This window comes from Vibrio sp. MMG023, assembly GCF_021654215.1.
GTDB lineage: Bacteria > Pseudomonadota > Gammaproteobacteria > Enterobacterales > Vibrionaceae > Vibrio > Vibrio jasicida.
The window spans coordinates 15,726-38,787 of sequence record NZ_JAKFZP010000007.1 but is presented as its reverse complement, the minus strand read 5'-3'; the positions used below and the strand labels follow the sequence as shown (position 1 = coordinate 38,787).

Below are 23,062 nucleotides of genomic sequence, written 5' to 3'. Positions count from 1 at the left end.
GGTTACGCCCTCTCTTCAAAGTAGCGCTTCGCGTTACCAAAACAGATGTCTTCGATCATAAGACCAAGCAACGATAGGTCATTTGGAACTTCTCCGTTCTCTGCCCAACGGCCGACCATGTCACACAAGATACGGCGGAAGTATTCGTGGCGGGTGTAAGACAAGAAGCTGCGCGAGTCCGTTAACATGCCAACGAATTGGCTGAGCAAACCAAGTTGAGAAAGCTGTTCCATTTGGCGTTGCATGCCGTCTTTCTGGTCGTTAAACCACCAACCTGATCCAAACTGCACTTTGCCCGCAATACCGCCACCTTGGAAGTTACCAATCATGGTCGCCATCATTTCGTTATCACGAGGGTTCAAGCAGTAAAGAATGGTGCGAGGCAGCTCGTTGGTTTGGTCCATTTCATCCAACAGGTGTGCCAGTTCAAAAGCAAATGGGCGATCGCCAATCGAGTCAAAGCCAGCATCAGCACCCAACAGTTTGAACATGCGTGTGCTATTGTTGCGTTGAGCACCAATATGGAGCTGCATGACCCAGCCCAATTGTGCGTAGCGTTTGCCGAGCCAAACTTGAACTGCGGTAGAGAACTGCGCACATTCAAGCTCTGACAATACTTCGCCATTTAAACGACGAGTCAGCAACGCATCTAAATCAGCTTCGCTTGGGATCGGTGCGTAACGGACGATCTCAATACCGTGGTCTGCCGCGCGACAACCATGTGCATCGAAGTGTGCCAAACGTTTATCAAGCGCACTCAATAAATCATCAAAGCGGCGAATTTCAATGTCTGCTACTTCGCCCAGTTTGTGCATGTAATCCGAAAACACGTCCAATTCAATTTTGAATGCTTTATCCGGACGCCAACTCGGCAGCACTTTAACGTTAAAGGTGTCGTCTTCTGCGATCGCTTTGTGGTGTTCTAGCGAATCGATAGGATCATCGGTTGTGCCCGCCATTACGACATTCATTTGCTGCATGATGCCGCGAGCCGTAAATTCAGGTGTCACCAGTAGCTCATTACATTGATGCCAAATTTGGTCAGCGGTGTCTGGGCTAAACAGCGTATTGGTAATGCCGAATGGGCGACGCAGTTCTAGGTGCGTCCAGTGGTAAAGCGGGTTGCCCAAGGTTTGAGGAACCGTCTTTGCCCACGCCATGTATTTGTCGTAATCGCTCGCATCACCCGTAATCAAACGCTCTTCAATGCCTGCCGAGCGCATGCCACGCCATTTGTAGTGATCGCCTTCAAGCCAGATTTGACCCAAGTTATCGAACTGACGATTTTGCGCCACTTCCGCTGGGTTTAGGTGGCAGTGGTAATCATAAATTGGCTGGTGGAACGCATGCTCATGATACAAGCGACGTGCAGTTTCGTTTGAGAGTAAAAAGTCTTCACACAAGAAATTCTTCATCGTTAACTCCTATTACAACGCAGCGACAGTGGCACGAGCACCGTTATCGATTAGCGATTGGTAAGCACTGCTCACCGCATCAATCACTTGTGGGTTTTGACCAAGCTCTACTGGGAAGATAGCTTCAACCGCGAGCAATGCAGGCACAACAGAAACGTTCAAGCCGTGTTGGTCGCAAATCTGACGTAGTGTCTCTGCCATTGGATCGCGAACATCAATGTCGTTGCCTTGCTCGTCCACGCCAGATACGTAGCGCATCCAACCTGCAATTGCTGTTGCCAACCAAGAGAAGTTAGAACCTTGAGCAAGATGGAATCGTAAGCTGCCGCCCATGCGTTGTGGGATCTTCTGGCTGCCATCCATCGCGATTTGCCATGTTTTGTGTTTCAAGCTTGGGTTAGTGAAGCGCTCGATAAGCAGCTTGGCGTAGCCTTCTAAATCAGTGCCTTCTGGCATGGTCAGCGAAGGGGCTTGTGCTTGCATCATCATATCGAATGCCGCTTTGCGATAGCCTTCATCTGTCATGGTGTCAGAGATGTGCGCGTATCCACCAAGGTAGCCTAGGTAGGCTAGGAACGAGTGGCTACCATTTAGCATGCGAAGCTTCATTTCTTCGTAAGGCACTACGTCGGCAACAAATTCAGCGCCAGCCACGTTCCAATCTGGGCGACCTGCCACGAAGTTATCCTCGATAACCCATTGACGGAATGGTTCACAAGCGATGCCGCAAGGATCTTCACAGCCAAGTAGTTCATCGATTTCGGTCAGTGTCTCTTCGGTTGCCGCTGGCACAATGCGGTCAACCATGGTGCAAGGGAAGGTAACGTTGGTTTCAATCCAGTCGCGCAATTCTGGGTCAAGCAGTTGAGCGAACTCAAGTACCGCTGCTTTTGCTACGTGACCGTTCTCTTGCACGTTATCGCAAGACATCACGGTAAATGGCGTCAGACCGCGTTCACGGCGCATCTTCAGTGCTTGCACGATGTAACCCAGTGCCGATTTTGGCTCCGTTGGGTTGGCAAGGTCAGCAATGACCAGCGGATTGTTTTTATCAAGCGTGCCCGTCGCAGGGTCAGCACAGTAGCCTTTCTCGGTAATCGTCATTGAAACGATCGCCACTTGTGGCTCGGCCATTTTTTCTAACACCGCTTGAATGCTGTCGAGGCTTGGGTGGAGTGATTCGGTCACTGAGCCAATCACTTTTACCTCTGTCGATTCTGCGCCTTTTTCTGCCACTGTATAGAGATGGTCTTGGGCACGCAGCGATTGAATTAAATCTTCACCACCGAATAGGTTGATCTCGCAAATGCCCCAGTCAGAGCTCGTTTTGCTCAGCATCTCGTTGGTGAATAGAGCTTGGTGTGCGCGGTGGAAAGCACCGAAACCAAGGTGAACAATACGGCTTTTAAGCGTTGAGCGGTCGTAGTTCGGAAGCAGAACGTTTTCATTCAGAGTGGAATTGGAAATAGTCTTCATTGTTGTATCCCTTTTCCCGCAGGTGATCCTGCGGGATGGTTTATCTTAATAATGGGTAGCCAAGAGCTTATTTAGTAAACAAGCACCTATTTAGTAACCAAGAACAAGCCTAGGTAGGAAGAGGCTCAAGTCAGGAATAAAGGTTACGGCCATCAGGGCTGCAACCAAGGCTACGTAGAATGGAAGTAGAGGCTTAATTACTTTGTCGATGGCAACGTTCGCCACAGAACAACCGATGAACAACGCGCTACCTACTGGTGGGGTACAGATACCGATAGCCAAGTTGAAGGTCATCATGATGCCGAAGTGTACAGGGTCAATACCCATATCCAGTGCGATTGGCAGGAAGATAGGCGTAAAGATCAGTACCGCTGGTGTCATGTCCATGAAGATACCGACAATCAACAGAATGACGTTGATGATAAGTAGAATCATCATTGGGTTGTCAGAGATAGCCAGTAGGGCATCTGCAATCATGTAAGGAATGTCGGCGTTCGCCATCGCCCAAGACATGCCCATCGATGCGCCAACCAGTAGCAATACGATAGAAGTGGTGACTGCAGACTCTAGGATGATCTTTGGAATGTCACGCCATTTCACTTCGCGGTAAATCAGCACCGCAAGTACAAAGGTATAAACCACCGCGATAGCTGAAGCCTCTGTTGCTGTAAAGATACCGCCAATGATGCCACCCATAATGATCACAATCAGTGCCAAAGATGGGGCTGCTTTTAAGAAGGTATTCCAAACCATTGCCAGAGAAGGGCGTGCTGCAACTGGGTAGCCACGGCGTTTTGCAATGATACCTGCTACCACCATGATGCTTAGACCCATCAAGATGCCAGGAATATAACCCGCTAGGAACAATGCCGCGATAGATGTACCACCAGATACCAATGAGAACACGATCAGTGTGTTACTTGGCGGAATCAACAAACCAGACGGGCAAGAAGTGATGTTCACTGCCGCAGAGAAGTTCTCATCGTAGCCATCTTTCTTTTGCAGAGGAGACATAGTGCCGCCAACCGCTGCTGCAGACGCTACCGCAGAGCCAGAAATCGAACCAAACATCATGTTCGCCATTACGTTCACGTGTGCAAGTGAACCAGGAAGACGGCCACCGAGCACTTTTGCAAAGTTGATAAGACGCAGTGCGATACCACCTTGGTTCATGATGTTACCCGCCAAGATAAAGAACGGGATTGCCAGTAGAGCAAAGTTATCAAGGCCTGCCGCCATACGCTGCGCCACAACGGCGATCGCAGGCTCTAGCGGTAAGCTCATTAAAATAGTGGCTAGCGATGACAAGCCGATAGCGAAAGAAACCGGTACGCCAATCGTCAATAAGACCGCGAAGCTACCGAACAGGGTGAGAATTAATTGCCATTCCATTGTGGAACCCTCTATTAATCAAGCTGGGTGTCGGTGAGTAGGGCTTCACCAGACGTCAATTGTTTTACACGGTCGAAAGCAAATACCGCAGAGTAGAAGATCATCAGTGCGCCACTGATTGGTAGGCAGAAGTAGATGTAGCCCATTTCCAAGCCAAGCGCTGGTGTTAACTGGCCAGTTGCCAGTGTTTTCAGTGCGAGTTGTGTTCCGCCGTGAACCAACACCACGTAAGAGAACAGTGCGATGGCAATTTGGATGACGATTTCATTGATGAGTTTGCGCTTGCCTTGCAGCTTCATTGTTAGCAAGTCGATAGCAAGGTGACGTTTAAGGCCGGTGGTGTAGGCGGCGCCAATTAATGCTACCCACATAAAGAGATAGCGAGCAAGTTCGTCAGTAACGGTACTTGGTCTGCCAATCACATAGCGTGATAACACTTGCCAGACTACGCAAATGACGAGGAAGGTCGAGAGAGAGACCGTAAAGGCAGCCAGCCCCCTGTTTATGTATTTGACCAATTTATTCATTTTTATTTCCTTTAAGTAAATACGCGCATCTCATAACAATTGGTTTACCAATGTAAGGAACTGTTTCTGTGTAGGGCAGCAACATACGCTAATCTTTCTGAGTGGATTATAAGTTAGCCGATTTGGTTGTCCGTGAGCAGCTTCACAATTGGATTGGTTGACCAATTTAACGATTGCTATTGTGATTTTGGTCAATCAATTTGCATTTTTGTTTTGACGATAGGTTTTTTGATCGCCAATAATGGCTTCGAAACAAGAAATACCGATAAAAAATTAAAACTACCCTACATATTGGACAACCAATCCAAGGAGAATAGAACAATGATGACGCGTAAGACTCTTTTAAGCGCTGTAGTAGGTGCTGCAATGACCTTCGGCGCCACTGCTTCTGCTTATGCTGCGACCACTTTGAAGCTGAGTCACAACCACCCTCGTGACCATGCGGTACATAAAGCAATGGACTTTATGGCAAAAGAAGTTCGTGAAATGACAGATGGTGAAGTTCGTATCCGTATTTACCCTGATGCACAGCTAGGTACACAGCGTGAATCGATGGAGCTAATGCAAAACGGCGCTCTAGATATGGTGAAGAGCAACGCGGCAGAATTGGAAGCTTTCTCCCCGGCTTACGCGGCATTCAACCTGCCTTACTTGTTCCGCGATAAAGACCACTACTACAAAGTGACAGATGGTGAAGTGGGTCGTGAAATCCTGAATTCTTCAGCGGACAGCGGCTTTATTGGTGTGACTTATTACGATGCGGGTGCGCGTAGTTTCTACACCAACAAGCCAATCAACACGCCGGAAGATCTAAAAGGTCTAAAAGTGCGCGTGCAGCCAAGCCCATCAGCGATTGCGATGGTGAAAGCATTGGGTGGCAACCCAACGCCGTTGGCATACGGCGAGCTATACACGGCATTACAACAAGGCGTGGTGGATGCTGCGGAAAACAACATCCCATCGTTCAGCTTGAGCCGCCACAGTGAAGTATCAAAGTACTTTAGCTTAGACGAGCACACTATGGTGCCGGACGTTTTGGTTATCTCAACTAAGACGTATGACAAGCTAACGCCAGAGCAGCAACAAGCACTGATGAAAGCAGCGGCAGACTCTTCGGAATACATGAAGAAGCTGTGGGCTGAGTCAGAAGCGAAAGAGCGCGCGAAAGCAGAGAAGATGGGCGTGACTTTTGTAGAGCCAAATAAAGCGGCATTTGTTGAAGCGGTTCAACCAATGTACGCGGACCTAGAAAAGACAAATCCTGAATTAAATGAATTGGTTGAGAAAATCAAAGCCGTTCAATAATTCACAATTTAATTAGTACGAAACAATCGAAAACAAGGTGTTACCACATTCTGGTACATAGAGGTTGACCAATTGTTATTGGTCGTTATGATGGCGTGAGAAGTTAGATGGAATATAGTGATAATATCATCATGATGCCTTTTGAACCGAAAAGACCGTATCAAGAAACCGGTCTAGTCCTAAGACAAGAGTTAATCAACGGCCTTTACAAGGTTGGTGATAGGCTGCCGCCTGAGCGCGATATTGCAGAACGTCTCGACGTTAGCCGCACAGTTGTGCGTGAAGCGATCATCATGCTTGAGCTGGAAAACCTTGTCGAAGTGAAAAAAGGTTCTGGGGTGTATGTCATCAATATTCCATCTCAACCCAACTCCCGCGAGAATGTGATCAGCGATGATGCTGGTCCGTTCGAAATGCTCCAAGCTCGTCAGTTACTTGAAAGCAACATCGCTGAATTTGCCGCGATGCAAGTGACGCCAAGCGACATTGTGAAAATGCGTGCAGCCCTTGAGCTGGAACGAGAAGAACTCGCCAGTGGCACCGCAGATTGCAACGGTGATGAGAAGTTTCACATGTGTATTGCAGAGGCAACCCAAAACTCTGTATTGGTGGACATGCTGAGACAATCTTGGGAGCGACGTGAGAGCAGCCCAATGTGGAATAAACTCCATTCCCACATTGCTGGTCAAGACTACCGTGAAGAGTGGTTAGACGATCACGCCAAAATCCTCGCCGCATTGCAGCGTAAAGATCCTATCGCTGCAAAAAATGCCATGTGGCAACACCTTGAAAACGTTAAACAGCGCCTGTTGGAGCTGTCTGACATCGATGACCCAGATTTTGATGGTTACTTATTCAGTTCCAACCCTGTTGTTCTGCAGGGTGCTGAAAATAGTTAACCACATTGCCGGCTTTGGTCGGCTCTAGTCAGCGCAGCTGCATTATCGTGGCTGCATATTAAGAAGTCGTTGTGCACTTAGCTTGAATAATTTGAGCGGGCTGAGTGCGTCTTAAAAAAGGTGAGTGTCATGGAACAAACTTGGCGTTGGTACGGTCCGAATGACCCAGTGTCGCTAGACGATATTCGTCAGGCTGGCGCAACAGGCATCGTAAATGCCTTGCACCACATTCCAAATGGGGAAGTGTGGTCGAAAGAAGAGATTTTAAAACGTAAAGCCATCATCGAAGAGAGAGGCTTAACGTGGTCGGTGGTTGAAAGTGTCCCTGTTCATGAAGAAATCAAAACTCAAACAGGTGATTACCAACAGTGGATCGACAACTACAAACAGACGCTGCGTAACCTTGCAGAATGTGGCGTAGATACAGTCTGCTACAACTTTATGCCAGTGCTAGATTGGACACGTACTGACCTTGAATTTGAAATGCCAGATGGTTCTCGAGCACTTCGTTTTGACCAAATCGCATTTGCGGCATTTGAGCTACACATTCTGAAGCGCCCTGGAGCACAAGCGGATTACACCGAAGCTGAACAAGCGCAGGCGCTTGAGTACTTCAACAACATGACGGCGGAGCAAATCCAACAACTGACAAGCAACATCATTGCTGGTTTGCCGGGTGCTGAAGAAGGTTACACGTTAGAAGAGTTCCAAGCACAGTTAGACCGTTACTCGGGCATCAGCAAAGATAAGCTGCGTGAGCATATGGCGCACTTCTTAGCGGAACTTATGCCAGTGTGTGAAGCGCATGGTTTGAAGTTGGCTGTACACCCAGACGATCCACCGCGTCCAATTCTTGGTTTGCCGCGTATTGTTTCAACCATCGAAGACATCGATTGGTTGACTGAAAAAGTACCGAGCAAAATGAACGGTTTAACCATGTGTACGGGTTCTTACGGTGTGCGTGGTGACAACGACCTAGTGAAGATGATCAAAAAGCACGGCGACCGCGTTTACTTCACTCATTTGCGTTCAACCAAGCGTGAAGAAAGCAACCCGATGACGTTCCACGAAGCAGCCCACCTAGATGGTGATGTGGATATGTACAACGTAGTGATGGCGATTCTGGATGAAGAACAACGCCGCGCAGAAGTAGGCGATCACCGTTTGATCCCAATGCGTCCTGACCATGGTCACCAAATGCTGGATGATTTGAAGAAGAAGACCAACCCAGGCTATTCAGCCATCGGTCGCTTGAAAGGCCTTGCCGAAGTGCGTGGTCTAGAGATGGCACTAAAACGCGCGTTCTACACCAAGTAACGATTTACAATGTAAAACCACTTTTAAAAGCGCAGAGTTTTTGCTCTGCGCTTTTTTGTTGCTACTCAACGTTGGGAAGCTTTTCTTTCAGATAATCAATCAAGCAGCGAACCTTAAGAGGCGTATAACGGCTTTGTAAGTACACCGCATTGAAAGGTAAATTTTGCCCTGTGTAGTCGCTCATCAATTGTGTAAGTCGCCCTTCTTTTAAGTGATGCTCAACCATCCAAATCGGAAGAATGACAATCCCTATTCCAGTTAATGCGACCTCTAGTAATACATCCCCATTGTCGCTTTGAAAATTACCATTTACCGCGACGGCATGTTTCTGATTTTGCTTGGTAAAGCTCCATACATTAATGTCTCTCATCCGCGAATAAACCAAACAATTGTGTTGTTTTAAGTCTTCAGGAGCTTTGGGTTCTCCGTGCCGTTGTAAATAACTCGGCGCCGCTAAAACGAGCATTGGGTTATCAAACAAATGGCGCGCAATCAGCGTCGAGTCTTCCAGTTGTTTAGCTCGAATTGCGACATCTATCCCATCACTGATCAAGTCGGTGTGCTGGTCACTGAGCTGCAAATCCACTTTGATATCAGGATAGCGTTGGAAAAACTCTGCCATGATAGGAGCAAGTAAAATGCGACCAAAAGCCACTGGTGCTGAGATGCGAATCGTCCCTTGAGGAGAAGCCACCTCCGATCTTGCCTCAGCTTCGGCTTCATCCAGTTCACCTAAAATATCAACGCAAGTTTGATAATACTTCGCGCCTGCAGGCGTTAAAGCATGGTCGCGACTGCTTCGAGCGAGGAGCTTGACGCCGATTTTCTTTTCTAACGCTGCCACTTTTTTGCTGATCGTTGTTTGTGATGTATTCATTTCACGACCCGTGGCAGAAAAGCTGCCCGTTTGTACCACTCGAACAAATGCGCGCATTGCACTTAGTTGGTCCATTAGTGCTCTCAATTATTCTAAATAGGCATAGATGCTAGTCATTGTAGCTCAGTTTTAGTCGATATTGGTTGGTTCTAAGATACATCCCAAGCCGAAAAACAAATCGGTAAGAAAGATTAACCAAGATTGATTCGCCAATGGAGGCGCTTATGGACATGCAACAAAAACTACAACTTCTAGTTGATAAACAAGATATTACAGAAGTGATTTTCCGTCATGCTCGCTCTTTAGATCGTATGGACGCAGAGCTGATGAAGTCCACTTACTGGGAAGATGCTATTGAAGACCATCAAGACCCAATCTTTCCAGATTTGTTTTTCTATAACGACAATGCCCACGCTTTTGTTGAACCCGCAATGAAAGGGTTTGAAGCAATAAAAATTACACAGCACCGCATCAGCAACGTTCTCATTGAAGTGGATGGCGATACAGCAACTGCAGAGAGCTATGTGTGGGCGTACCACGTGCATGAAGAAGATGGCGTGGACAAAGAAGGCATTTTAGGTGGTCGTCACCTGTACCGTTTTGAACGTCGTGATGGTGTTTGGAAAATGGTACACCGTTTTACCGCTTTTGATTGGAACCAAAACCAAGATGCGAGCGCAGTGTGGTCTCCAGATTTTGAAGATAAGTACGTAGGTAAACGCAATAAATCTGACGAAAGTTACGAATACATTCAACGATAACTCCGGTCTGTTAGTTGGAGCGCGACATGTGAGGGCAGCAATGCTCTCCACTCCAACCTGTGTCGCGCTCGTTTTATCTTAAACAACGTGAAGTAAATAGGACTGAATAATGACAACGACGAAATTTACCGCAGGTGATTTGTTTCCCTCTATCACTCTGCCAACGCTAAGTGGCGAAACTATCGAGCTGGGTACACCTTCTGAGAATGTCGATTGGCGCTTAGTGGTGGTTTATCGCGGCAAACATTGCCCTTTGTGTACTCGCTATCTCAACCAACTAGAGACACTAAAAGTACGATTCTTACAACTCGGGATGGATATCGTGGCGGTGTCCGCAGATAGCCAAGTACAGCTAGAGCAGCATAAGGATCAACTGAGCGTCACGTTCCCGGTCGCTTATGGTCTGACAGTAGAGCAGATGCAAACGCTTGGTTTGTATATCTCGGAGCCTCGCTCAGAAAAAGAGACAGACCATCTCTTTGCAGAGCCAGGTTTGTTTGTGGTGAATAGTAAAGGACAAGTTCAGTTAGTCGATATTTCCAACGGTCCATTCGCTCGACCTGACCTAGAAGTCTTGCTCTCAGGATTGGCGTTTATCCGTAACCCAGAAAACGATTACCCTATTCGTGGTACTTACCAAGCGGCAATCTAATCACTGTTTTGGTTTGAGGCATTAAAAACCAATGACTTTCACAAACTTCCTCTTCTAAAATTGGATTGTTCGTCTCCTAGATTGTGGTAAAGTCCGCGCCTGCGATTTACCGCATCTTTTACTGCCTCTTCAATCAAAAGCACAAGGTTAAGCTAATGCCATTTTCTACTCTCTCTTTGAGTTCTGAGCTGATTCACGCACTGCCAAAAGATTTCAAGAAGCCAACCGATATTCAAGCTTTGGCCATTCCTGAGCTACTCAATGGTAAAGATGTGTTGGCATTAGCAAATACGGGCAGCGGCAAAACCCTTGCTTATGGCTTGCCTTTGTTGGAAAAACTAAGTGCAAACCCAGAGCGAAAAGCGCTGATTCTAGTACCAACGCGTGAGCTGGCGACACAAGTGAGTGAGGCGATTAACCAAGTTGGTCAATCTGTTGGTCTCAACGCAGTGTGTCTGTGCGGTGGCGTGGATAAAGAGCCGCAACTACAAGCACTTGCGACAAAACCTCAAATTCTTGTGGCGACAACAGGCCGTTTAGTCGATCTGGCGAACAACGGTTTGGACCTGAGTAATATTCATTACCTAGTGTTGGATGAAGCGGACCGCTTGTTGGATATGGGCTTTTGGCCTGACGTGCAAAATATTGCCGAGCAGATTTCAAACCAGCGTCAAACCGCGATGTTCTCAGCAACGTTTTCTGATGAGTTGAAGGGCAAAGCCAAGCAGCTCATGCACGCGCCAAAACAAGTAGCAGCACATCAAGAAAATAGCACCAATCAAGATATTGCCGAAACGCTGTATCTCGTCAACAAAGGCAGCAAAACCAAAGCGTTGATTGAACTGATCAAGCAAAACGCATGGACACAGGTATTGGTATTTATTGGCGCAAAAGAGAACGCTGATGGTTTGGCGAAGAAGTTGAACAAAGCTGAAATCACAACTAATGCACTGCACGGTAATAAGAGCCAAGCAGAGCGAGAAGACGCGCTGGCGCAGTTTAAATCTGGGCAAACACAGGTGCTAATTGCCACCGATCTACTGGCGCGCGGTATTCACATCGAGCAACTACCAGTAGTGATTAACTTTGAGTTGCCAATGCACGCAGAGACTTACGTTCACCGAGTTGGACGTACAGCCCGTGCAGGCGAGCAAGGTGTCGCAATGTCGCTAGTCTGCCATGGCGAAGCCGAAGCGCTTACCGCGATCCGTAACCTGACTCAACGTGAATTGCCAACGCAAGATCTTGAAGGTTTCCCAGTTACGGATAAGCCATCAACAGGCGAAAGCAAACGCGCCCCACGCGATAAAAAAGCCAATCGCCGAACCAATGCCAAAAAGAGCATTAAGCAGTTTCAAGGAAAACCGAAACGCCAAGCGCCCAAAGCTAAATAAACCAAGCTAAACAAACAAAAAGCCATCGTGATGATGGCTTTTTCTATTAACGGAAAGAGACTAGAAGTTGTAAGAAACGGTCGCGCTAACTGTCCATTGGTTTGCGCTCTCTACGATAGAAGAATCACTGATGCCACTCCCTAGACGCGTGTATTGTGATACTTGGCTGATTTGCCAGTTATCGGTGATTGGCACAACCAGTTTGTAGCCTAAACCATAGTTTACCGTAGCTTCGCCTTTGTAAGCTTTGCGGTTTGCGCGTGCTTCTTTGTCTGTGACACCGAAGTAGTAATCTACGTAGTCTTCGCTTTGGTAAGACACGCTCGCAAATGGTACGAAATCAGCATTGCCGATGTTCATGATGTGGAAGTAAGTCGCACCACCTTGGAAGCCTTTATAGGCACCAGAAACATCGTGTTGTAGGTAAGTTGAAATCACGTTGTTTGGATCGAGTGTGAAGTCTGCGTTTAAACCTAAATCGACCGCAAAATCACGACGCTTAGTACCTTTTAAGCTTTTCGCTACATCGCTATCGCGAGGTACGCCACTGCCCACCACATAAGCACTCATGTTTAACAATTCGTTAGTTTCACCAAGAAAGCGGTAGTTGATGCCACCAAGATCAGCGTTGAAATCTTCACCGTGATAGCCACCGTTTAACACTGGTGCTGTATTGTGCTTTTGGTCTTTGAAAAGATCACTGGCTTGCACTACGCCAGCTTCGACCATCCAACCGCCTTCGTTGTTGTAGATGTTACCGTTACGAATGTAAGTGTCGCCAGCTGTTGCTGTTCCTGCTGCTGTTAAAGTGATTAACGCGATGAGTGTTTTGTTCATTATTCTGTCCTAATTATTTGATTTTGAACAGTGTACAAAACGAATGTGTAACCTTCTATCAGCAGAACGTATGGAAGTGTAATGATGGCTTTAGGGAAGTGTTGTCTGTGCAGCCTGGGAAAGGGAAACAAAAAGCCACGCCTTAACATGAAAAGCGTGGCTTTGTTATATCGGTTGTTTGTATGGCTAGTTTAGTGCGTGTTTGATTCTTACCAAGGCTTCATCCAGTGTGCCTGTTGGGCAGCCTAGATTAAGGCGAACAAAGCCAGAACCTTCTTTACCGAAAGCGATGCCCATGCTCGGGACAAGCCCTGCGGCGACAAATTTTTGCTCCAGCTCGGCGTCGGTCAGGTTGAATGCGCGGCAATCTAACCAAGCCAAGTAGCCTGCTTGTGGGGCGATAAATTTCACCTCTGGCAGTTCCGTTTGTACAAACTGATCAAGTTTGGCGATATTAGCTCGCAAGTAGTCTTTTAAGTCCATCAACCAATTAGAGCACTCTTGATAAGCAACAGTCGCTGCACTCATCGATAGGCTATTGAACACGTCCATACCATGAGCATCTAATCGGCGAGTAAACTGTGCTCGGAGTGATTCATCTGGAATCATAAAGTTAGAGATTCGCAGTGAAGACAAACCAAACGTCTTACTTGCAGCCGTAGCTACTATCAGACGTTTTGTAAGATTTTTTGGAAGACGTAAAGCAGAGTAGTACTCCGCATCGCCAACCACTAAATCGCCCCATATTTCATCACTCAGCAGCCAAACTTGGTACTGTTCACACAGTTCGGCAACCTTTGTCATTTCGCTTTCAGACCAAACTCGCCCTGTTGGGTTATGTGGGTTACAGAAGATCATTGCTTTTGCGCCATTAGCAAAGCAGGTTTCGAGATGATCAAAGTCGAGTTGATAGTCGCCTTTGGTTTCCGTCAGTGGGTTCTCTACGACAACACGATCGTTGAATTCAATGATCTTACGGAAGGAGCCATATCCCGGACTCTGCATCACGATGCCATCACCTTTTTCGGTGAGCATTTGCAATGCCATCGCGAGTCCAGGAAGTACGCCATGTACCGTAGTGATCCACTCACGCTCAATGTGGGTGCCATGCTGGTTTTGATACCAATCGATTGTAGCTTGGTAGTACGTATCATCGCGTTCTGCGTAACCAAAAATCCCATGCTCAACACGTTGTTGTAGCGCGTCTAATACTACTTGCGGCGCTTTAAAATCGTAATCGGATACCCACATCGGGAGTAAATCCGTGCCAGCCAATCCCAGCTTTTGCTGCATAAAGTCCCATTTAACAGAGCCACTTTCCTTGCGGTTCAGAATTTGGTCGAAAGCGTTCATCAATGATTTACCTTATTTTGTTTCTACTGCTGGTGTATTTGAATGCTCTTCAGCAATCTGTTGTTCGTTTTGTTCTGGCTTGGCTTTTGCGATACCAAAGCCAGTGAAGCCATAAATCAGAGCGAAGATGACGCCGGTGTAACATTGAATCGCCCATGGTAGGTAATCCAACGTTGCCACGCCTAGCGTACCCGCCATATAGATACCTGCGGCTGTCCAAGGAACCAATGGTTCAATAATGGTGCCGGCATCTTCGATGGTTCGAGACAGGTTCTTCGTGTCTAATCCCATTTTTCGGTAAGCGTTTTGGAACAACTCACCCGGAATCAACAGCGCTAGCTTGCCGTCAGAAGTGGTGAAAACCACAGTGATGGTTGCCACAACGGTCGAAGCAATCAGCTGACCTGTGGTGTGAATCGCATGTAGGAATTTGCCTAGTACCACGTTTAGTGCGCCAGTTAGGCTCAAAATACCAGCGAAGGCAAAGGCACAGAATACTAGTAGAATCGTGCTCATCATTGAGAACAGACCGCCACGGTTAAGCAGTTTGGCGATATCTGGCACTAAGCCATTTACGCTGTGACCGTTTGCCTCAAACATGGCTAGGTTGAAGCCGTCTACGTAAGCTTGGAAGCCTTGTTTTAGTGTGAAGTCTTGGAAAAACATGCCTAAAACAATCGCGATAGCCGATGCGCCAAGCATCAATGGCAGAACCGGTTTCTTAGTCAACGCGCCCCATAGGATCATCACTGGCGGAATAAGAAGTAGGATGTTGAAGTTGTATAGATTATCTAAGCCCGAGATGATTTGAACAACTTTCTCTGGCTCGTGAATGTTCGCGATATCAGCGCTTTGACCCGCAAAGAAGAAGACGACAGACGCAATCACAAAGCCAGGCAGGGTGGTGTAAAGCATATGTTGAATGTGTTCGTACAAGGTGGTGCCTGAAACGACAGGCGCAAAGTTGGTTGAATCTGATAACGGTGAGATTTTGTCACCAAAGTACGCGCCAGATACCACTGCACCAGCCGCAGCTGCGAGCGAGACGTCAAGGCCTGCTGCCACGCCCATTAGTGCGACACCAACAGTACCTGCAGAGCCCCAAGACGTACCGGTACAAACGGAAACGACACTGGTCACAAAGAAAGCGGCAATAAGAATGTATTCAGGGCTGATGACTTTTAGTCCCCAGTAAACCATGTAAGGGATTGTGCCGCTGACCATCCAGCTGGCAATCAAACCACCAACCGAGACCAAAATCAGAATGACTGGCATCGCTTTGGCCAGTTTTTCTACGATGGCGTTAATGATGTCATCCCAGTTGTAACCGATCTTCCACGCGATAAGACCAGTAAAGGCAGCTGAAATCAGCAACAGAACTTCAATGCGAAGTCCGAGTATTCCGTATCCGACAGCCAGAAGTGCAAACATCACCGCAATAGGGGCGAGTGCTAATCCGAACGACGGCAGAGGCTTAGAATTTGTCATGTTATTTATCCTCAGGATCGATGTAGGGTTTGTTCGAAATGGATAATAACGGTCACATAATAGGCAAAATGAGAGCGGTGTGTTGTTTTCATGTAAGCGCTTACATGAGGTGTGCGAATGTAAGGTTCATCACAATTTTATCCGATCTTTTGTATTGCTTTGACGGTTTGTCTGCTGACTAAGTTTGCTTCAAATTGATGCAGGTTTGGTGGCGAATAGCCGTCTTTACTTAAGTTTAGTGCTAATTTCGCTGCATAAGTCGACATTTCGTCAATTGGGTTATGCATGGTGGTCAATCGTGGATAGAGGTAGCGTGCAAGCAACACATCATCAAATCCAACCACGGAAATATCATCTGGCACCGTGAAGCCCTGTTCATGCAAACTTGCCATTAAGCCTGCTGCCATTACGTCGTTAAATGTGACTACCGCAGTGACTCCCGGACAGGATTGAATAAGTTGGCGACCTGCTTCCTCTCCTCCAGACTCACTGAAGTTTTGGTTGATTACCCAACCTGTTGGGATAGCTAAATTGGCTGCATTCATTGCGTCTCGATAACCTTCAAGGCGGTCGGTTCGATCTTCAATGGGTAAGTCACTGGTGACACAGGCGATCTTGCGATGACCTTGCTGAATCAAATATTCGACCGATTTGCGCGCACCGACTCTGTTGTCTACCCAGACAGAACGATTGGAGATTTGTGCAATGGTGCGGTTGAGTAACACCATCGCCGGAAGCTGTGCAGCGTATTGCATCAGCGTGGTGTCATCGAGCATCTTTGAGTGTACGACCATCGCCTCACAGCCCTGACTGATGAGAAAGTCGAGCCCTTCTTTTTCTCGTTGCGCATTGTGCCCACCACTGACTACGACCAACTGACAACCATTGGCACGAGCCACTTCTTCTACGCTTTTGGCGATCAAGGCGAAAAAAGGGTCAGCCAAGTTCCCAGTGAGTAAACCTAGCGTGTTATTGCTGCGGTTTGCTAGCGCTGTTGCTCGCGCATCTCGGCGGTAGTTGAGCTCTTTAATGGCGCGTTCGACTCGCTCTTGCGTTACTGGTTCAACATAACTGGTGCGATTGATAACACGCGAGACTGTTGCCGTAGAGACACCAGCCATGTCCGCGACGTCTTTCATGGTTGCCACTAGATTTCTCCAAGAGAGTAACAGGGTGAATTGAAAGGGAGGATATGAGGCAGAGTGTAGCGGCTATTAATTGTTGGTTATGTTAGTAAGTTCAAAGGATAGAACTTTAGAAAAAAGCGCTCCTATCTTGTTTTATTAATTCAACAAGATAGGAGAAACAAAAAAGCCACGAACCTGACGATATCGGGTGCGTGGCTTCTTTATCTATTAGCCAATCTTTTTATAGGCGACGATATGAGACAAGAAAAGGAGAGAGTATCTCTCGTTGAATCTGATTTTGTACTCGTGTTCAGCTTCCGATAGTGGCACCCAACCATTGCCAAAATAATCGTTTATATCGTCAACTGCTTCAGTCTCATCTTTTAAATGTTTTTTGCTCCACTGATAGGTACAGGCTAAAACCAAAACACCATTAGGAGCCGTTGCGTCCATTAATGCTTCCACGACCGTTTTAGGGGAGTCACATTGATCCAGTACATTCAAGCAAAGACTTAAATCATGCTGCTTTGCTACCACGCCACTTTCAAAAGGTGCTTCAATGAGAGAAAAATTCACATGGTTACACGCTCTGGCTATTGGCGATGCATCAAATGTGAAATGCTTTTGCTCTTTTAAGCTCTTAATATAGTGGAAGTCACACTCTCCCCCATCGATCAGTAGCTGTTTCAAGTTTGATAACAAACGATGAGAAGGTTCTACGAGCGTAGCCGAATTGATACTTGGTATGTTGGTTATCAATTCATAACAGTTTCTCCCGAGAGCAGGCCCCACTTCTAATAGGCTTTTAGGAGAAAGGTTTTCACTACCGAGAGCTTCAACAACAAACTGCGCGACGTCTTTCGAATGGCTTGAAGAGACAAACCAATCTGGCACTGACTTAGACTGGCTATCAAGCAGTTTGCTCACGCCGTTTTGTCGAAGTTTATCAAGCCACTGAATCTCGAAATATGCTGCTAACCCTTTGTGATCGATATAGAAATCTTCCACTTTTATTCCCTTTTGATATTCCGTTATTGAGCGCTGATTTTGCCCCATCGATCAGAGGTGAGTAAATGCTAAATACCAGACATTGAAACTCTGTCTGCTTTTATTTTTTATTATTTACAATGAGTTAGTTTTGTTTTTATGCTGGGCAGATAACTTTCGGAATGTGTCTAAGACCCAACATAGTGCATCCGTCTTCCAAGTAGCTATCGGTGACAACATCGAAGCCGAACTTGCCGTAGTAGTCTCTCAAGTGTGCTTGTGCGGATATAAAAATGCTGTCGTTCGGGTAGATCTTTCTTGTAGCATCGAAACTCACTTGCATCAATTGGTTACCGATGTTTTTCCCTCTGTAGTCCTCTGCGACGATAACGCGACCAATACACACGTCATTGGCATCAGAGTTCAGCAAGGGTAAAACGTCAATGGGGTATCCGAGTTTCGGAGGCATAATGCGACTATAAGCCACCAGACGTTCGTTATCATATCCCATCACGTGGTAGGTGTCGGGATGGTTATCTTTACCATCCAAATCGCTGTATGGCGTGTTCATGTCTACGATGAAGATATTGACTCTTTGCTGCAAAAAATCGTAAAGCTCTTGAACAGACAGATCTGCGAATTTCTTAATTCTCCATTCGAGCGTCATGCTTCCCCTAGTATTATTTTGGGTACAACATAAAGAGTATTTGTACGGGATTCATTAACCTTTGTTAATTGCTAAGCTCCAGCTTAAATACAGATTTGTTGTTATGAATGGATAAAAAGCAAAAGCCCCACTGATTTGGGTGTGGGGCGGATATGGGAAGTGAGAAGCTTTTTCTCTCGGGGGGCAAAACGGGAATTAACCCGCAGTCGGGCCAACCAAACGCATTTCCCAATCTTCGACTTCACCGGTTTCTAGGCGGCGTTCAACAAGTTTGCCCCAAGATTCAACCAATGGAAGTCCTGCCAGTTGGCTTAGCTCTGATTTATCTAGGCAACCAGTAAACACCGCGCCCATGATGCGAGCCAATGACCAGTCTGGGTAAGGTCTTTCGCACAGAATAATTTCGTCACCTGCGCCGATATTGCCTTCTTGCAACACTCGGAAGTACCAGCCTGTTCGAAGCGTGTCTTGCAGTCTTCTTGCCATGTCGTTTTGCTCGAAACGGACGTTGAGTTTCCAGCAAGGCATGCGCCCTTGTGATACTTCCAGCAAGGTTGAGCCGATGCGGATTTTATCTTTCAAGCAAATGGATTCTTCTGTTACGCCGCTTGAGCTTAGGTTTTCACCGAACGCGCCAGCTGATTGGAAAATCGCTTTATCGCCTAACTCTTTTTGCCAAACCGGATAGTGCTCGCTTGGGTAAATATGAAGAGCTTTTTGAATCCCACCATGAAAGCGCGGATCGCCTTGCTCATCATTGGTAAAACCCAGTTCTGTAGCGTGCTGACGCTGCGGCAGAACCTGTTTGTTAATCGCACTTTTCGCACCATGTGCAAAAGCAACGGTTTTACCTGCTAATACGCTGTTAACTACGCCTAACTTCTTCATATTCTTTCCTTATCGCCTGAAACTGATTTGCCAAACGGCGTGAGACAAGACCGCATTAGCGCTCGCCCAATGATTTGAATACCGGAATCGCTGCCAGTACTTCAATGCGCTTTTCTGTGCTTTTTAAGTAGCGCGTTTCGCTATCTGAAACCAACACATGGCGTTGATAACCTTCCGTTTTAGGAAATTTGGTTAACACGGTTTCGAGCGATGCTTCGCACTTGTCTTGGTTGATGTTATCAATATCGACTTTGAATAAGAGTTGGTTTTCTTTGGATATTTCAACTTGATATCGCATACGTCGCACCTCACGGTTTCATTCACTTTGCCGAGCATGATAGCCTAGTGAGCTTGTGTCAGTGTAGGGATGTAAGGACAGTTAATGATGCCAACCCGCCAAATCGATTCTCACTCCGGTGTCATGACCTCCAATGAGATGATGGCTGCCAATCCCCACTCACCAGCTTTGGTTAAGACCATCGACATGCCCAAAGGTTACATTGATGCGCTGCACCAACACATGTGGCATCAAGTCATCTTCCCGATCAAGGGGTTATTACAAACCAAAACCGATCACTACCAGCACCTTGTGCCCCATACCTCTGCGCTGTTTGTGCCTGCGGGTATTCAACATGAATCCATCGCGCTAAGCCATACGACATTTGTCGGTATCTATCTAAACCCTAAGTTCGGTACTGAGTACGAGCATCAAGTGAGAACCATCACTCTCACGCCGTTCTTAAACGAGCTGTTACAGGAAATACGCCGCCAATGCGAAGGGCTCGTGAGCGATGAGGAAGTATCACGATTGCTTGGCGTGTTGCATGATCAAATCATGAAAGACAACGTGCAGACCTTTCAGTTACTGCTGCCTGAAGACAGACGCTTAAAGTTGATATTCGAAGCGTTGACCGACACGCCAGCATTGGATTGGTCACTCAAACAGTGGGGAGAGACAGTCGGTGCATCCGAGCGAACTTTGTCGCGCTTGTTCTCCAAAGAGTTCAACACGTCGTTTCAGCTGTGGCGGCAACAAATTCGGCTGATTTATTCGCTCTCTTTGCTAGATGAAGAGCTCTCTATCCAAAGCATTGCCGATCGCGTGGGGTATCAAAACGACTCTTCTTACATCAAAGCGTTTAAAGCCTATTTTGATGTCACCCCACAGCAGTTTCGCGTTAATGGTAGAAGGGGGAACTCTGTCTCTCCTTAGTTCGAAATACTGTTAGTTGATATAGAACCAGCATTAACTCATAAAATCAGCATTTTGCGAGACCATTAACGAAAAACACATCATATGATAAATGAAAATATCACTTCATAAGATTATGATTCACATCGGATTTACAGTATGAAATCAAAGCCAAACTTACTGTGAAGTGAGGACGGAAAACCACGGGTCTTAAAGGTGCGAGATAGCCGGGTTGCATTATATCAATGGATACGCCCATCAATAAGGGCGTGAGCTTTATCACTTGGAGTGTGAACAATGTCAAATCGGCTAATCGCGGCATTTACCCTGCCATTTTTGTTGTCTGCTTGCGGAGGAGGAGGATCTGATGACAACCCACCCCCACCCGATACTAATCCTCCTTCGATAACGTTATTAGGCAATGCCACTACGTATGTCGAGTATCAAAATATCTATAGCGAGCCTGGAGCCCTTGCCGTCGATGATGTGGATGGTGAAGTTGATGTCTCAATTACTGGTGTTGTAGACACCAATCAACTTGGTAGTTATGAAATTGTTTACTTTGCCCAAGATAGTAGTAACAACAGCTCGACCGTGGTTAGAACAGTTGAAGTTGTCGATAGCACTGCTCCTATTGTCACGCTGCAAGGTGAAAATCCAATTGATGTTGCTTTCGGTACAGACTTTTCTGACCTTGGTGCAACGGCGATGGACAATGTTGATGGACCTGTCGAGGTTACTATTTCTGGCTTTGTGGATACCAATCAACTCGGCCGTTACGAAGTGGCTTACTTTGCACAAGACAGCAGAGCTAATAGTGCTACGGTCGTTCGAACTATTAATGTCGTGGATCGTGAGGCGCCAGTTTTAATTTTGCAAGGAGACAACCCCCTCGAGGTTGCCGTGGGTAGCAACTTTAATGATCCGGGAGCAACCGTTACGGATAATGCTGACGATATGGTTGAAATTGCCGTTAACGGAAGTGTAGATGTTAACACCGTGGGTAGTTATGAAGTGTCATACTCTGCAATAGACGCTTCAGGGAATGAATCTAGCACTACGCGAGAAGTCGTTGTTAAGGATCTTGAAGCGCCCGTTATTAACCTAAATGGTGAAAGTAATATCATGCTCTTTGTAGGTGATATTTATGAGGAGCAAGGCGCAACAGCTTTGGATAACTTGGACGGTGACCTTACAAATGAAGTTGTTTCATCAGGCATAGTCGACCACACTTTAGCAGGAACTTATTATGTGGAGTATTCTGTTTATGATACAGCGGGGAACTTTGGTGAGGCCACACGTGAGGTAATCGTTGTAGAGAAGTCATATGACATTACTTTTAGGGATAGTGACTTAACATTGTACGAAAATGAGTACACCCATCGCTTCTGGTTCGATTTCGTTGAAGAGCAAAATACCTCTCGTAGTTTGACGTTTAAGGTATCAGCGCAATCAACCGCTGATCGTTTTGACTTTACTTTAGATCGCACGTTTAACCCAACAATGGATTCGAGCGGTTACATCGAGCTCACAATTTTTGATGATACCGTTTTTGAAGGTCAAGAAATCATCAGTATTGAAGTTCTAGATGAAGAGCAGGAGTTAGTGACGCTAGTCGATATTAAGCTGGAAGACGAGAGCTCTCAACCAATTCGACACGCGCCTTTAAAAACAGATTTTCTAGACACAAGCTCTGCGGTATTCGATGACATACTTTACGTGACGGACGGTCAGAAAGTAGTGAAGTATGACCTAACAAAAGAGCAGAATATCGCATACGCTGAAAATATATTTACTCCGTACTTTTTCCTAGGAGATAGTATTGCTCACAATGGTGAGATGTACTATTTTGCTGATGGCGTTTTGCGGCGTTTAAATAAAGAGTTGCTAACATTTGAATTTGTTTCGTCTGCCCCAGAGGCTCTTGGCGGGAGCTCTCAAATTCAGGTAATCGAAAACAAAATCTATATGGTTGGGGGATTCAATGAACATGGAGATATTACCCGCTCGGCATACAGTTATGATCTTGAAGCACGAGAGTGGAAAACTTTAGCTTCTGCTAATGTTGAGCGCTATGATTCTGCTACCGCTGTTATTGGAGATACCCTTTATGTTTTTGGCGGTAACTACAGTAATTTTGAATACTCAAGCTACAATACACAGAGTGACTCATGGGCCTCTTTAGGTACATATCATCCTTTAAACCGTGATAAACATACCGCGGTTACATCAGGAAAATACATATATGTATTGAAAACTGAGCTGTATGGCTATGGCTATCAAGAAGTAATGCGTTACGACACAGAGCTGGATACATGGCACATGCGCCACTTTGATGTCCTTAACTATGCATATCGAGACACATTCATTCATAAAGGCCGCATTTATCTTGTTGGTGGTGATGATGACGTAGAGGATAGCTCCAGAGTAGACTCTGTTTATTGGGGAGATGACTAAACTCATTTATAGCCAGCGTGAGATCGCTGGCTTGTGCTTTAGATTGAAAGA

General features: G+C 46.4%; 21 protein-coding genes and 1 riboswitch. Of the genes, 8 read left to right on the top strand and 13 right to left on the bottom strand.

The window, feature by feature from the left end; all coding sequences use genetic code 11:
* Nucleotides 1-2: 2 nt before the first annotated feature.
* From uxaC to L1076_RS21195, 4 genes are all read right to left on the bottom strand, one after another.
* Complete coding sequence (gene uxaC, locus L1076_RS21210; RefSeq protein ID WP_237304413.1) at nucleotides 3-1,415, bottom strand: glucuronate isomerase; 1,413 nt, start codon at nucleotides 1,413-1,415, stop codon at nucleotides 3-5.
* Nucleotides 1,416-1,427: 12 nt separating this feature from the next.
* Nucleotides 1,428-2,891, bottom strand: coding sequence for a fructuronate reductase (locus L1076_RS21205; protein ID WP_237304412.1), 1,464 nt, complete (start codon nucleotides 2,889-2,891; stop codon nucleotides 1,428-1,430).
* A 90-nt stretch (nucleotides 2,892-2,981) separates the two neighbouring features.
* Entirely contained in the window at nucleotides 2,982-4,283 is a 1,302-nt protein-coding gene (locus L1076_RS21200; protein ID WP_038871505.1) for a TRAP transporter large permease, read from the bottom strand.
* A 14-nt stretch (nucleotides 4,284-4,297) separates the two neighbouring features.
* The gene (locus tag L1076_RS21195) at nucleotides 4,298-4,810 is read right to left on the bottom strand and encodes a TRAP transporter small permease (protein ID WP_042605111.1); all 513 of its coding nucleotides are present in this window, start codon (nucleotides 4,808-4,810) and stop codon (nucleotides 4,298-4,300) included.
* Between the two features lie 321 nt (nucleotides 4,811-5,131).
* Between L1076_RS21195 and L1076_RS21190 the strand changes: the two genes are divergently transcribed.
* The 3 genes from L1076_RS21190 to uxuA all read left to right on the top strand — a co-directional run bounded on the left by L1076_RS21190 (nucleotide 5,132) and on the right by uxuA (nucleotide 8,331).
* The gene (locus tag L1076_RS21190) at nucleotides 5,132-6,115 is read left to right on the top strand and encodes a TRAP transporter substrate-binding protein (protein ID WP_038871500.1); all 984 of its coding nucleotides are present in this window, start codon (nucleotides 5,132-5,134) and stop codon (nucleotides 6,113-6,115) included.
* A 107-nt stretch (nucleotides 6,116-6,222) separates the two neighbouring features.
* Nucleotides 6,223-7,014 carry an FCD domain-containing protein gene (locus L1076_RS21185; RefSeq protein WP_038871498.1) on the top strand — a complete coding sequence of 264 codons (792 nt, stop codon included), beginning with the start codon at nucleotides 6,223-6,225 and terminating at the stop codon, nucleotides 7,012-7,014.
* A 129-nt stretch (nucleotides 7,015-7,143) separates the two neighbouring features.
* Nucleotides 7,144-8,331 carry a mannonate dehydratase gene (gene uxuA, locus L1076_RS21180; RefSeq protein ID WP_042605112.1) on the top strand — a complete coding sequence of 396 codons (1,188 nt, stop codon included), beginning with the start codon at nucleotides 7,144-7,146 and terminating at the stop codon, nucleotides 8,329-8,331.
* Nucleotides 8,332-8,392: 61 nt separating this feature from the next.
* Here the strand turns inward: uxuA and L1076_RS21175 are convergent, their stop codons facing one another.
* Nucleotides 8,393-9,283 (bottom strand): LysR family transcriptional regulator, encoded by an 891-nt coding sequence (locus L1076_RS21175; RefSeq protein WP_237304411.1) that lies wholly within the window; start codon nucleotides 9,281-9,283, stop codon nucleotides 8,393-8,395.
* A 149-nt stretch (nucleotides 9,284-9,432) separates the two neighbouring features.
* Here L1076_RS21175 and L1076_RS21170 point away from each other — a divergent pair, with 149 nt between their 5' ends.
* The 3 genes from L1076_RS21170 (at nucleotide 9,433) to L1076_RS21160 (ending at nucleotide 12,015) form a co-directional block, all read left to right on the top strand.
* Nucleotides 9,433-9,969, top strand: a complete 537-nt coding sequence (locus L1076_RS21170) for a nuclear transport factor 2 family protein (RefSeq protein ID WP_237304410.1) — start codon at nucleotides 9,433-9,435, stop codon at nucleotides 9,967-9,969.
* Between the two features lie 109 nt (nucleotides 9,970-10,078).
* Nucleotides 10,079-10,621: a peroxiredoxin-like family protein gene (locus tag L1076_RS21165; RefSeq protein ID WP_038871478.1), complete on the top strand. Its 543-nt coding sequence runs from the start codon at nucleotides 10,079-10,081 to the stop codon at nucleotides 10,619-10,621.
* Between the two features lie 155 nt (nucleotides 10,622-10,776).
* Nucleotides 10,777-12,015 (top strand): DEAD/DEAH box helicase, encoded by a 1,239-nt coding sequence (locus tag L1076_RS21160; RefSeq protein ID WP_237304409.1) that lies wholly within the window; start codon nucleotides 10,777-10,779, stop codon nucleotides 12,013-12,015.
* 60 nt (nucleotides 12,016-12,075) lie between these two features.
* Here the strand turns inward: L1076_RS21160 and ompV are convergent, their stop codons facing one another.
* The 8 genes from ompV to L1076_RS21120 all read right to left on the bottom strand — a co-directional run bounded on the left by ompV (nucleotide 12,076) and on the right by L1076_RS21120 (nucleotide 19,660).
* Complete coding sequence (gene ompV / locus L1076_RS21155; RefSeq protein ID WP_237304408.1) at nucleotides 12,076-12,852, bottom strand: outer membrane protein OmpV; 777 nt, start codon at nucleotides 12,850-12,852, stop codon at nucleotides 12,076-12,078.
* Between the two features lie 186 nt (nucleotides 12,853-13,038).
* Nucleotides 13,039-14,205: a MalY/PatB family protein gene (locus L1076_RS21150; RefSeq protein WP_237304407.1), complete on the bottom strand. Its 1,167-nt coding sequence runs from the start codon at nucleotides 14,203-14,205 to the stop codon at nucleotides 13,039-13,041.
* Nucleotides 14,206-14,217: 12 nt separating this feature from the next.
* Nucleotides 14,218-15,693: a Na+/H+ antiporter NhaC gene (gene nhaC / locus L1076_RS21145; protein WP_020195535.1), complete on the bottom strand. Its 1,476-nt coding sequence runs from the start codon at nucleotides 15,691-15,693 to the stop codon at nucleotides 14,218-14,220.
* A gap of 137 nt (nucleotides 15,694-15,830) precedes the next feature.
* A complete protein-coding gene (locus L1076_RS21140; RefSeq protein ID WP_105067703.1) occupies nucleotides 15,831-16,841 on the bottom strand; it encodes a LacI family DNA-binding transcriptional regulator in 1,011 nt (336 codons plus the stop codon).
* A 207-nt stretch (nucleotides 16,842-17,048) separates the two neighbouring features.
* Nucleotides 17,049-17,828 carry a hypothetical protein gene (locus L1076_RS21135; RefSeq protein ID WP_105067704.1) on the bottom strand — a complete coding sequence of 260 codons (780 nt, stop codon included), beginning with the start codon at nucleotides 17,826-17,828 and terminating at the stop codon, nucleotides 17,049-17,051.
* Between the two features lie 136 nt (nucleotides 17,829-17,964).
* Nucleotides 17,965-18,474 (bottom strand): GNAT family N-acetyltransferase, encoded by a 510-nt coding sequence (locus tag L1076_RS21130; RefSeq protein ID WP_237304406.1) that lies wholly within the window; start codon nucleotides 18,472-18,474, stop codon nucleotides 17,965-17,967.
* Between the two features lie 195 nt (nucleotides 18,475-18,669).
* The gene (locus L1076_RS21125; protein ID WP_237304405.1) at nucleotides 18,670-19,362 is read right to left on the bottom strand and encodes an MOSC domain-containing protein; all 693 of its coding nucleotides are present in this window, start codon (nucleotides 19,360-19,362) and stop codon (nucleotides 18,670-18,672) included.
* Nucleotides 19,363-19,417: 55 nt separating this feature from the next.
* Nucleotides 19,418-19,660: a hypothetical protein gene (locus L1076_RS21120; protein ID WP_009706629.1), complete on the bottom strand. Its 243-nt coding sequence runs from the start codon at nucleotides 19,658-19,660 to the stop codon at nucleotides 19,418-19,420.
* A gap of 84 nt (nucleotides 19,661-19,744) precedes the next feature.
* On the opposite strand from L1076_RS21120, the gene L1076_RS21115 reads away from it, so the two are divergent.
* Both L1076_RS21115 and L1076_RS21110 read left to right on the top strand, forming a co-directional pair.
* Entirely contained in the window at nucleotides 19,745-20,575 is an 831-nt protein-coding gene (locus L1076_RS21115) for a helix-turn-helix transcriptional regulator (RefSeq protein ID WP_237304404.1), read from the top strand.
* Between the two features lie 139 nt (nucleotides 20,576-20,714).
* Nucleotides 20,715-20,794, top strand: a riboswitch (cyclic di-GMP riboswitch).
* A 57-nt stretch (nucleotides 20,795-20,851) separates the two neighbouring features.
* Complete coding sequence (locus L1076_RS21110; RefSeq protein ID WP_237304403.1) at nucleotides 20,852-23,011, top strand: DUF5011 domain-containing protein; 2,160 nt, start codon at nucleotides 20,852-20,854, stop codon at nucleotides 23,009-23,011.
* The last annotated feature ends 51 nt before the right edge of the window (nucleotides 23,012-23,062 follow it).

Coding starts and splice junctions, on each gene's coding strand:
- uxaC (WP_237304413.1), bottom strand. CDS start 1,415: ATGAAGAATTTCTTGTGTGAAGACTTTTTACTCTCAAACGAAACTGCA.
- L1076_RS21205 (WP_237304412.1), bottom strand. CDS start 2,891: ATGAAGACTATTTCCAATTCCACTCTGAATGAAAACGTTCTGCTTCCG.
- L1076_RS21200 (WP_038871505.1), bottom strand. CDS start 4,283: ATGGAATGGCAATTAATTCTCACCCTGTTCGGTAGCTTCGCGGTCTTA.
- L1076_RS21195 (WP_042605111.1), bottom strand. CDS start 4,810: ATGAATAAATTGGTCAAATACATAAACAGGGGGCTGGCTGCCTTTACG.
- L1076_RS21190 (WP_038871500.1), top strand. CDS start 5,132: ATGATGACGCGTAAGACTCTTTTAAGCGCTGTAGTAGGTGCTGCAATG.
- L1076_RS21185 (WP_038871498.1), top strand. CDS start 6,223: ATGGAATATAGTGATAATATCATCATGATGCCTTTTGAACCGAAAAGA.
- uxuA (WP_042605112.1), top strand. CDS start 7,144: ATGGAACAAACTTGGCGTTGGTACGGTCCGAATGACCCAGTGTCGCTA.
- L1076_RS21175 (WP_237304411.1), bottom strand. CDS start 9,283: ATGGACCAACTAAGTGCAATGCGCGCATTTGTTCGAGTGGTACAAACG.
- L1076_RS21170 (WP_237304410.1), top strand. CDS start 9,433: ATGGACATGCAACAAAAACTACAACTTCTAGTTGATAAACAAGATATT.
- L1076_RS21165 (WP_038871478.1), top strand. CDS start 10,079: ATGACAACGACGAAATTTACCGCAGGTGATTTGTTTCCCTCTATCACT.
- L1076_RS21160 (WP_237304409.1), top strand. CDS start 10,777: ATGCCATTTTCTACTCTCTCTTTGAGTTCTGAGCTGATTCACGCACTG.
- ompV (WP_237304408.1), bottom strand. CDS start 12,852: ATGAACAAAACACTCATCGCGTTAATCACTTTAACAGCAGCAGGAACA.
- L1076_RS21150 (WP_237304407.1), bottom strand. CDS start 14,205: ATGAACGCTTTCGACCAAATTCTGAACCGCAAGGAAAGTGGCTCTGTT.
- nhaC (WP_020195535.1), bottom strand. CDS start 15,693: ATGACAAATTCTAAGCCTCTGCCGTCGTTCGGATTAGCACTCGCCCCT.
- L1076_RS21130 (WP_237304406.1), bottom strand. CDS start 18,474: ATGACGCTCGAATGGAGAATTAAGAAATTCGCAGATCTGTCTGTTCAA.
- L1076_RS21125 (WP_237304405.1), bottom strand. CDS start 19,362: ATGAAGAAGTTAGGCGTAGTTAACAGCGTATTAGCAGGTAAAACCGTT.
- L1076_RS21120 (WP_009706629.1), bottom strand. CDS start 19,660: ATGCGATATCAAGTTGAAATATCCAAAGAAAACCAACTCTTATTCAAA.
- L1076_RS21115 (WP_237304404.1), top strand. CDS start 19,745: ATGATGCCAACCCGCCAAATCGATTCTCACTCCGGTGTCATGACCTCC.
- L1076_RS21110 (WP_237304403.1), top strand. CDS start 20,852: ATGTCAAATCGGCTAATCGCGGCATTTACCCTGCCATTTTTGTTGTCT.